Origin of the sequence: Microcoleus sp. Aus8_D2 (assembly GCF_036702665.1) — a bacterium.
Lineage (GTDB): Bacteria > Cyanobacteriota > Cyanobacteriia > Cyanobacteriales > Microcoleaceae > Microcoleus.
In genome coordinates, this window is sequence record NZ_JAUBUN010000005.1 from 254,042 (window position 1) to 263,388 (window position 9,347).

The following is a 9,347-nucleotide window of genomic DNA, read 5'->3' on the forward strand; positions in this document are numbered from 1 at the left end:
GGGGAATTAACAATAGGTAGTCACATCGACACCGCACTCGTCAGCCAAGTAACACAAAGCACGAAAGCGCAGCCCAACCACTTGCTCGTAAAGCGGATTTAACTTGCACAGCGGCGGAATGTGGAACAATGTGCGATCCAAAATTTTGACTTCGCGTTCAAACGGACACTGGCTGGGAATAAATTTGCACAGCAACCGGGCTAACTTTGGATTTTTAATTGCAGTGTTATCAAGCCATTGCTTTAGCGGGTGCAACAAATCAAAACGCGACTTTTGACTGTAAGGTTGAGGATTTGTAGCGACACTAACGGGGGTTTCTTGTTTGGCAAGCCAAACCCAAGTTGGCAGAATTCGACGGGACACTGTATGCTCAAATACGTTCATATTTCTCTGTTCCTCTTTTACAACGAGGTGCCAAGGACTCTGTGTAGAGCTTGTGCGAGATTTTGTCTACAATGAGTACCTACAGCAGCTCGTTTAGCTTTACCGGATGAAACTTCTTGAATTAATGACTCGATCCGAGAAAAGTAGTTCCTGATTTTTTTTCTAGACACAGTGTGCGATCGCAAAAGTGTCCTCCTTGCAAGAGCCAGGATTTATGGATAGGGTAAAAACAGGGTAAAAACTCTGCCTTTTACTTCTAACCTTCAACCTTTTGTTGACTCTCCTTTTGTAGTTCCTCTACGATAATGACGCATTAAGCTAAATAATTCCATACGTGAATATGCGGAATTTTCAATCACAGTTATAATAGTTTCAAATAAGCTCTGCTGCAAAAAACCCCGAAACCTACCGCCAAGTGTCGGTTTTGGCGATCGCCCAGAAACTCCTACAATTAAAAATAATCGGCATTACCGCCCTCACAACCCATGAGCAACCCAGAAACCAAATCTATCACCCACGAATTGCAGAGCCACGCAGCCATTCTCGGCGGCTTCGTCTCCCTCCTGTGGGCGATCGAGATTCTCGACGTATTCGTGTTTGGAGGCGCACTGAATGCCTACGGAATCCGCCCCCGCAGCATTGACGGACTTGAAGGCATCCTGTTGATGCCTTTTTTGCACGGCAGTTTTGCTCACTTAGCCGCCAACACTCTGCCTTTTTTAACATTTGGTTGGCTGATTATGCTGCGAGAAATTAGCGACTTTTTTATCGTCAGTGCTGTCACTGTTTTAGTCAGCGGATTGGGAGTTTGGCTGACAGGCGCGCCCAATTCAGTACACATTGGCGCCAGCGGATTAATCTTTGGTTACTTCGGATTTTTGTTGCTGCGGGGCTATTTTGAACGCAGCTTTACATCTATCATGATATCTTTAATTGTCGGATTCTTCTACGGCGGTTTAATTTGGGGAGTTTTGCCCTCGCAGCCCGGAGTTTCCTGGCAAGCGCATTTCTTTGGCTTTGTCGGCGGAGTATTAGCAGCTCAACTTTTGGGGCGGCAGAAACGGAAAGTATAGCATTGAGAAGTTCGGCAACGGGCAATGTACGAGGTGTCACAGAAATCTCAAAGTATTCGTAGAGTGCAGATACATCGACAATCCCTAAAAATAGAGGAACTTTTCGAGCCGCGACGCACCTAATATCTTATCCCGTCGAGTAACTCAAGTAAAATTCGTTTGTAGTGCGGACTTCAGTCCGTAGCATTTTCGGCGCGCCAGGGCGAACTACAAACCATTTTTGCGAGCCCCACCGACCGGAATTGATATTACATAATCGTTCAGGAAACAAGCCCAATACTTGTTTTGTCGCCAAAATTTTTATAAATCGTATCTGAAAGCGTAGGTTTTTTGTCAAAAAAACGGGTAGATTTGCTAATAATTACCTCCCCGAAAGTAGGACTAACTGCTTACTAATAATTCAACTTGCGCGGGCAAGCACATTGTAAAAACCGCACCGCTACCTAATTGGCTTTGAACTTGCATATCGCCGCCCATCATCAAGCAAAAGTGACGGCTAATCGTCAATCCCAAACCCGTGCCACCGTACTTGCGCGTAGTTGAGGCGTCGCCCTGCATAAAAGCTTGAAATAAATGCCGCATTTGTTCGGGGGGAATCCCAATGCCAGTATCAGCTACGCGAAAAATCATTAAGTCGGAAGATTCTACTATTTCTTGAGTTGTTAATAAGCTGTCATGTTTCACTCTTTCAACGGAAAGGGTAATAGTGCCACCTTCGGTAAATTTGGCTGCATTGCTCAGCAAATTGAGCAATATTTGACGAGTTTTGGTCATGTCAGCATACATCATTCCCAAGTCGCTAGCACAATTAACTTCAAACTTATTAGAATTTTTTTCTACCAAGGGTTCTACAGTCGAAACTACTTCGTCAATTAAATTAACCGGGTTGAAAGTTTCTAAATAAAGTTCCATCCGCCCCGCTTCAATCTTAGAAATATCGAGAATATCGCTAATTAAAGATAGCAAGTGTTTGCCCGCAGTTTTAATTTTATCCAAGTCGGGGATAAAATCTTCGTGGCCTAAATCCTCCGCGTCTTCTTTGAGCATCTCGCTGTAACCGATAATGGCGTTGAGGGGAGTCCGCAATTCGTGGCTCATATTGGCTAAGAATGAGCTTTTGGCTTGGCTGGCTGCTTGAGCGGTTTGAGCGACTTGTTGGAATTCTTCTGCTAATTTGCGCTGGGTAATGTCTTCAGCAATGCCGACGATGCGGTAAATTTCTCCTGTTTCATTGCGGACTGGAAAAGCCCGATCGCGCACCCAGCAAACTGAACCGTCCAATCGCACTACCCGATACTCCTCATCATAATCCCCCCGCACCTGTTTTTCAAAAGCAGCCTTGACGCGATCGCGATCCTCCGGGTGAATAGCATCCCAAAAAGCCTCCGGTTTTGACAGCAAACTCCGATAGCTTAAATTCCATATTTTCTCGCAAGCAGGGCTGACATAAACTATGTGCTGTTGATTGGGTTCTCTAATCCAAAATACCTCATGAATATTTTCTGCCAACTGGCGAAACCGCTCCTCGCTGGCGCGCAACTGCTCCACAGCACTGTGAAACTCTGTCACATCTTGAACCAGCGATGCCACCCCAATTATACAGCCGTCAGCATCAACCAAAGTCGTATTGTACCACTGGCAAAGAATAATTTTGCCGTCCTTTCTAACGTTCTGGTTAAGGCTGGTAACTCCTCCTTGATTAGTTAGCAAAGTTATAGATAGTTGCCTGACATACTCCTTAGCACTTTCAGGAACTATGATATCGACTCCGTGGCGTCCCATTGCTTCCAAGCGGTTGTATCCAAAAATTCTTTCTGCTGACAAATTCCAGTCTGCCACTTCAAAATTTAGATTCCATTCTATTGCCCCCAAAGGAGTTTGATAGAGGTGAAGAGCGAGTTTTTGTTGAGATTGTTTCAGAGAGCGAATTAATTTATTTTTATCAGCAATTGCAGCTTCCACGCGCTCTTCGAGAGTAGTAAATGACTCTTCCAATTGATCGGCCATAGTATTAAAAGAGCGAGCCAGGACACCGACTTCATCTTGTCGCTCTACAGACGCCATCAAGCGCGGATCTACCGCCATCGAGTCCCATTCTCCCCGCGACAAAGCCTCCGCACCCTTGCTCAGACGCTGAATTGGCATGACAATCCACCTCGAAGTCACACACCCTAGAGCCGTCGCCACTACCAAAGCACCGAAACAAAGCAAAATTGTGTAACGAGTGTTAGCGTTAATCGCTTCCATAAAATCGGCTTCGGGAACCGCCACCACAATCAACCAGTCGAGGCCCCTGCTGTCTGAGAGCGGCGTCACCTGTATAAATTGTCGTTTTCCGTCGATCGTAAAATCTAACTGCTGAGAGCTGTCTATTTGGCTCAAATCCCCGAAGCGTTCTTTCAAATACCGGGCAGTCGATCGAATCAGAACATTATTGCTACTCAGTGCCGCAATCCGTTTCGGAATGCCGTTGCTAATTATAAACGGCGGTTCTGGAGTAGAATTTGCCACCAATTCTCCCGACCTTTCTACAATAAAAGTCTGTCCTGATTTACCAATCGTCAGGCTTCCCAAGAATTGATGGATATAGGAAAGTGTCAAGTCAGAACCGACGATTCCGAGCAGTTTGTTATCCTTGCTGTACACTGGTTGAGCAGCCGTAATCGCTAGTTTGGGAGTGTCAAAATAAGTATAAATTTTAGTCCATGTCGGCTTTCCTGCTTGCACCGGAGCTATGTACCAAGGTCGGGTTCGGGGGTCGTAGTTAGGAGTAGTTTTTACTAGCTTGGTTGATTCGCCGAGTTCGGAGGGTTTGTAGCTGTGAAAGTTATAGCCAGTAGATTTATTAGAAATCCTAACTTGCAACTTGCCGTCGTCGAGCCGTTCAACTCCAATAAAATTTTTCTGTTCGGAGCCGAATTGAATGTAGCTAATTTTCTCAAAGGTTTGGAGTTGTTTGGAGAAGTAGCTGCGCAAACTAACTTCATCCTGGACGTTCAAAATGCCGAGATTGATGGCATCGAGATTGAGCTGATTGATTTGGTGAGGGGTTTCGATATAACTGTAAATGTGTTGCTGGATGCGCGATGTGACTTCGGCCCGCAGTTGGGCGGCAACATCGTTGACTGCGATGCGCCCGTTCCGCAGCGACAGCCACCCCGTCAGCCCTACCGCAGCGAAAGTCTGGATGGCAAAAGGCACCACAAGGACGATGCGAATTGGCACTTGGCGCGACATTTTGAAAATCTGGTCGCTCAGATATCTAATTGGCATGATGAAGCAGAACTATGACGAACCCGCAACGTTTTGGTAAAGTACAACCTGATGAGCGCAGATTTTGAAGTTGAGATCGTTTTCTCTGGCAAAGTGCTGTTAACAACTCAGAATCTGCCGCTGGTAATTGAATTGTTAACCACTGCCACCGCCATCTTAGCGCGATCGTGCGCTTTGTCAGGGCGATCGAGATTAATACAGTTCTATTTTTGCCGATCGCGCGATCGCCAGTTATAAATTTTTACAATAAATTTAATTGATATCTCCACAACCAGCTACTTTTGATAGAGCGCAACTTAATGCCGGCTGGGTACACTAAGTCTAGTAGGATGCAACGCCGCGGAGGCATGGATGATGAACGCAGTTATTGCTAGTCTTGGCACTGCTCTGGGACTGAGCTCAATTTTTATCGGTTTTACCCCGGCGGTGATAGCCCAACAAAGACCGCAACCAACGCCCCAAACTTCGGAAACGACTTTATCCGGGGACTCCCTCAGGACTGTGGAGGACAGAAGTGTAGACTCGGACTACCAAAACTTGATTGGTGAATCAGAAACGGCGGCTAATGCTGCTATTCGGGAGCGCAGCTTGGGGGATACATTTCGGCTCAAAATCGGTCCGGAATTGGAATTTATCACCACTCCTTCCGACGCCCAGCGCCAAGGAAATCCCGTTCCTCTCAAACCCAGCGACAGCGGCACAGAAGCCGGAGTTCAGCTTCAGCTAGGACTTTAGCAATTTTAAATGAATTTATGTCAAGCAAACGAGCGATCGCCGATCCCCATTTTTTGAGGCTCTAAGCTGTTGTGACTGCGATCGCTCGTTTCTCTGAATTTTATCACAAGTTTTGTGCGGCTTCCATCACAGGAGAGTCTTTATTCTCAACCTACAATTGGGGCTATCAAACATCAGATGCATCCCAATTAGATACGTATCTTTACAATAGCGCATAAAACTGGCGGTGAAGGTCATGGGAAAGGCTCAACTAATCGATTATTTACAGGGCGAGTTGGCGATATCGAATTCTGCGATCGCCGTTGCTCTGAGACACGATGAACAAGATGCCGGTCAACTGCCGATGGTTCTGTGGCAGTACGGGTTAGTTACCCTGGAACAGTTAGACCTGATTTTTGATTGGCTGGAAGCTCAGCAGGCTTAGTAATTTAAAATTCTGAGTTTAAAAACATGGATATCCAATTCCTGATCTTTGACAAATAAAGCTTGCACAAACGGTCGTCGAAAAGTATAGGGTTGAGTGTTGAGGTTGAGGTTGAGGTTCTGTTTAATTTTTTACCTTTGGGTAAGATCCAATATGCGGTAGGGACACAGCACTGCTGTGTCCCTATTGCTATGGCTCCAGACGCCGTAAAACAAGCCCCAGCAACTTTTAGGTTGCCGGGGCTTATCCGATTGAAATTGGTGGCGGGAAGTGGATTTGAACCACTGACCTTCGGGTTATGAGCCCGACGAGCTACCAGGCTGCTCTATCCCGCGTCGCTTTGTCTACTCTCTAATATAAACATACCTTTCGGAAAATTGCAACCCCTAAATCAAAAAAACTTTTGAGATTGTGGGAGGGGTTGCTGAAATCGGCGAGCGAGTCTCGATCGCACTAAAGCATCGAAACTTCGCCGACCACCTCCAAGCGCTTAAATTCGCTGAGAGTCAGGTAAGTGTCCGAAAGAGTTTCGGCGATCGTCGCAGTAATCCAGCCCAACTGCTTGAGCAAGTGAATCGCCACAGCAAATTTAGCGCGCTTTCCTCCATCCGTCACCTTAATTGCCAAGCCCATACCTTCGCCAACGCGGCCGATGCACTGCACCCCTTCGGCGCCAGACTTGCTCACCAATTCCCCTTGAGTCAAGCGCATCAGTTCCGTGTCAAATTTGCCGTCACCCGCAACCATCATCGGGTGATGAGTCATAGCGCGGACAATCCGCTCCATATCCACATTGTCGCCGGAGGCCAACTTAGCGTACAAAGACGCCATTTGTCCCAACTGCAACAGATAGGTAGGAGCGCCGCAATCGTCGCGAGCGCTGATAAACTCTTCGGCAGGCATTGCTAGCAACTCAGCCACTTTGCCCAAAATAAGCTGCTGGACAGGATGTTTGCGGCGCAAATAAGTTTCCAGCGGCCAGTGCAGTTGCTGACAGACAGCGAGCATTCCGGCGTGTTTCCCGGAACAGTTGTATTGCAGGGCGCTCTTTTTGCCTTCGGGAATGGGGCATTGGAGTTTAGATGGGTCAATGTCGCAGCGCCACAGGACGTTAAACACCTGTCGCGATTGCTCGATCGTACCTTGATGGGAACTGCAAATAATCGCTAAATCTCGATCGGTCAATTCGTAGCGTTCTAAAGATCCCGTCGCCGTCACAGCCAAAGCTTGAAAAGGTTTGAGTGAAGAACGGACAAATGTCGCCGTTTCCGAGTTACCAGCAACGGAAAGAACGCGGCCGCGCTTGTCGCAAACAGCGGCCTGGGCGCGGTGCCTAGATTCCGGAATTCCTTCGCGCAGCAGTGTGACTTCTAGTTCGGGAGCTTGGGTTCGTTTTCCCCTTGTCATATCAATTTTAGATTTTAGATTTTAGATTTTAGATTGGAGTCCGTGGAAGTTTTGAGTTGGGATTTGTAATTTTTGGCGTTGCGAGTTGCTTTGTTAATCTTTTGGCGATCGTTTCTCACTCAAAACTCTCGGGCGGGCAGACTCATGGCGCCTCCCTGACAACTCAAAACTTCCTACCATGAACGATTACGCACAACTCCAAATTAGTCCCCCGGCAACCAGCAATACTGTCAAACCATAAAATGTCTGCCGCAGACGCCTGAGAATTGGTTCTAGTTCGTAGTTGACTATCAAGTGGTCTTGAGCTAAAACTTCGGGAGTTTTAGGCCAAGATTGACAATCGTACCAGCCAGACTCTTCGTAGACGACGGTGGGATTGTCCAGGCGCGATCGCACGTAGAACCAACCCAAGTAAAGCCGGAGCAAAGCTAATCCTAGAATAAAACCGGCACCAGCGGTAGCGCACAGGGCAAACTGAACTGGATACTTGCCAGGAGCAAAGCTGGCTGCTGCTAAGGGCCCGGATACCAAGCAACTCCAACCCCATACCCAAGCGAGTTTTGCCAGATATGCGGGCCAATCGAGAGTTACCCAGCTAAAAAACCAGGATTCTGTAAGTTCTTGATATTCATTAACCGGGCGTTGTTCCTCTGGAACAGGACAAATAGAAACAGAAGTGTCTTTCACATTAGCGATCCTCTCGGCGCGGTGGAAAATTCAATTCGTTCGGCGTGTCCCCAGAACGCTTCTAAATTGTAAAATTCGCGCTCTTGAGGTTTTAAAATGTGGATAATCGCGTCGCCGTAGTCCATGACGACCCAACTGGCGTCTGATAGCCCTTGTGTACGCAGCGGCAAGCGTCCCCATTCCTCTTCTACTTGGTCTGCGATCGCCTGGGAGATGGCTCGTACCTGGACGTTGGAAAATCCGGTGAAGATCGCAAAGTAGTCAGCTAGATAGCATACTTCTGCGACGCCCAGCAATACAATATCAACTGCTTTGCGGTCATCGGCTGCTTGCGCAGCGGTCAATATCAGGCCGCGGGCTTCGTCTGGGGTGGTGGCGTCCGTTACTGTGGACTGGGCCCGGGAGTATTCGAGTTGGGTTAGATCTGACATTAAGTGTTTAAGTTCCTAATTGATACGGTAAGGGGGAATTAGTTGTTGGCAGTTTGAGACTGGAAATAGGACCAGGGTAAGAACAAAAGTAAGTACAGGATTGCTGGTAAATTTTACTTTTAACTTGTGATTTGTTCGATCGACTTCCCTGTCGAATTTCCTGTTTCCTTCGATTCGCGAGCCATTTGCAGCGCCCAATTGCGCGTAAGTACGGTGCGCGGGTGAATGTAGCAGCGAGTTTCTAGCAAATATTTAAGAGAATAATCGCTAGTTTGCCACACGGCTGCATAAAGATTTTGCCAGCTTGCTTCGCGCAGTGCTGCTAGTTCGGCGGTGTTGCCGCGGCTCGGCTCTATAGTGTCTGCTATAAATACGGTACAACTGAGCTGGCTCATGTTTGGTCTGCCGAGGGTATGATTGGCGATTGCATCCAAAATTTCTCGATCGACCACCCCGAATTCGTCTCTAGCGACGATCGCGCTGGCGTCTGCGTGCAGCAGGTGCGGGTGTGCTTCCAACACTGAGTCTAACTCTAAACCTTCCTTCTGAGCCATTTGCAGCAGCAGTTGGGGTTTAAAGTATTTTGCTGCGTCGTGCATCAGTCCTGCCGATCGGGCTTTTGCTTCATCGAGGCCGTAATGGCGGGCTAAGTCACCTGCTGTCTGTTCGACTCCGAGGATATGTGTGATGCGGGCAGCAGGAACGCGGTGTGAGAGCCAAGCTAGGACGTTTTCGCGCGTGGGTGCAAGTGTCAAATATTAACTCCCAAATTGTAGGATCTACTATTTTAGCGTTTTGTTTTAATGGACTGCGGTGTCGGGTAGCTGCGGTGAGTGGGAGCGATGACCACAACAAAAACGGTTTGTTCGTAGTGCGTCCTGGCGTCCGCTGTCATGTTGCGGACGCCAGGACGAACTACGAACTAATCTGATT

10 protein-coding genes and 1 tRNA gene are annotated in these 9,347 nt (G+C 47.6%); 4 read left to right on the forward strand and 7 right to left on the reverse strand.

Features of this window, described 5'->3' with window-relative positions; all coding sequences use genetic code 11:
• Positions 1-6: 6 nt before the first annotated feature.
• Positions 7-384 carry a Mo-dependent nitrogenase C-terminal domain-containing protein gene (locus QUB64_RS06370; protein ID WP_333269323.1) on the reverse strand — a complete coding sequence of 126 codons (378 nt, stop codon included), beginning with the start codon at positions 382-384 and terminating at the stop codon, positions 7-9.
• Between the two features lie 485 nt (positions 385-869).
• Here QUB64_RS06370 and QUB64_RS06375 point away from each other — a divergent pair, with 485 nt between their 5' ends.
• The gene (locus QUB64_RS06375) at positions 870-1,457 is read left to right on the forward strand and encodes a rhomboid family intramembrane serine protease (RefSeq protein WP_333269322.1); all 588 of its coding nucleotides are present in this window, start codon (positions 870-872) and stop codon (positions 1,455-1,457) included.
• Between the two features lie 381 nt (positions 1,458-1,838).
• Here the strand turns inward: QUB64_RS06375 and QUB64_RS06380 are convergent, their stop codons facing one another.
• A complete protein-coding gene (locus tag QUB64_RS06380; protein ID WP_442921632.1) occupies positions 1,839-4,730 on the reverse strand; it encodes a PAS domain S-box protein in 2,892 nt (963 codons plus the stop codon).
• Between the two features lie 51 nt (positions 4,731-4,781).
• On the opposite strand from QUB64_RS06380, the gene QUB64_RS06385 reads away from it, so the two are divergent.
• The 3 genes from QUB64_RS06385 (at position 4,782) to QUB64_RS06395 (ending at position 5,889) form a co-directional block, all read left to right on the forward strand.
• Positions 4,782-4,967 (forward strand): hypothetical protein, encoded by a 186-nt coding sequence (locus QUB64_RS06385; RefSeq protein WP_333269320.1) that lies wholly within the window; start codon positions 4,782-4,784, stop codon positions 4,965-4,967.
• Positions 4,968-5,081: 114 nt separating this feature from the next.
• Positions 5,082-5,465, forward strand: coding sequence for a hypothetical protein (locus QUB64_RS06390; RefSeq protein WP_333269319.1), 384 nt, complete (start codon positions 5,082-5,084; stop codon positions 5,463-5,465).
• Positions 5,466-5,700: 235 nt separating this feature from the next.
• The gene (locus QUB64_RS06395) at positions 5,701-5,889 is read left to right on the forward strand and encodes a DUF2949 domain-containing protein (RefSeq protein ID WP_333269318.1); all 189 of its coding nucleotides are present in this window, start codon (positions 5,701-5,703) and stop codon (positions 5,887-5,889) included.
• 258 nt (positions 5,890-6,147) lie between these two features.
• Here the strand turns inward: QUB64_RS06395 and QUB64_RS06400 are convergent.
• The 5 genes from QUB64_RS06400 to yqeK all read right to left on the reverse strand — a co-directional run bounded on the left by QUB64_RS06400 (position 6,148) and on the right by yqeK (position 9,169).
• A tRNA-Met gene (locus tag QUB64_RS06400) sits at positions 6,148-6,224 on the reverse strand.
• Positions 6,225-6,342: 118 nt separating this feature from the next.
• On the reverse strand, positions 6,343-7,296 hold the full coding sequence (locus tag QUB64_RS06405; RefSeq protein ID WP_333269317.1) for an asparaginase: 954 nt from the start codon (positions 7,294-7,296) through the stop codon (positions 6,343-6,345).
• A gap of 186 nt (positions 7,297-7,482) precedes the next feature.
• Positions 7,483-7,983: a CGLD27 family protein gene (locus QUB64_RS06410; RefSeq protein ID WP_333269316.1), complete on the reverse strand. Its 501-nt coding sequence runs from the start codon at positions 7,981-7,983 to the stop codon at positions 7,483-7,485.
• Positions 7,980-8,414, reverse strand: a complete 435-nt coding sequence (gene rsfS / locus QUB64_RS06415; RefSeq protein ID WP_333269315.1) for a ribosome silencing factor — start codon at positions 8,412-8,414, stop codon at positions 7,980-7,982. Before rsfS ends, QUB64_RS06410 begins: the two co-directional genes overlap by 4 nt.
• A gap of 119 nt (positions 8,415-8,533) precedes the next feature.
• Positions 8,534-9,169 (reverse strand): bis(5'-nucleosyl)-tetraphosphatase (symmetrical) YqeK, encoded by a 636-nt coding sequence (gene yqeK / locus QUB64_RS06420; protein WP_333269314.1) that lies wholly within the window; start codon positions 9,167-9,169, stop codon positions 8,534-8,536.
• Positions 9,170-9,347 lie beyond the last annotated feature (178 nt).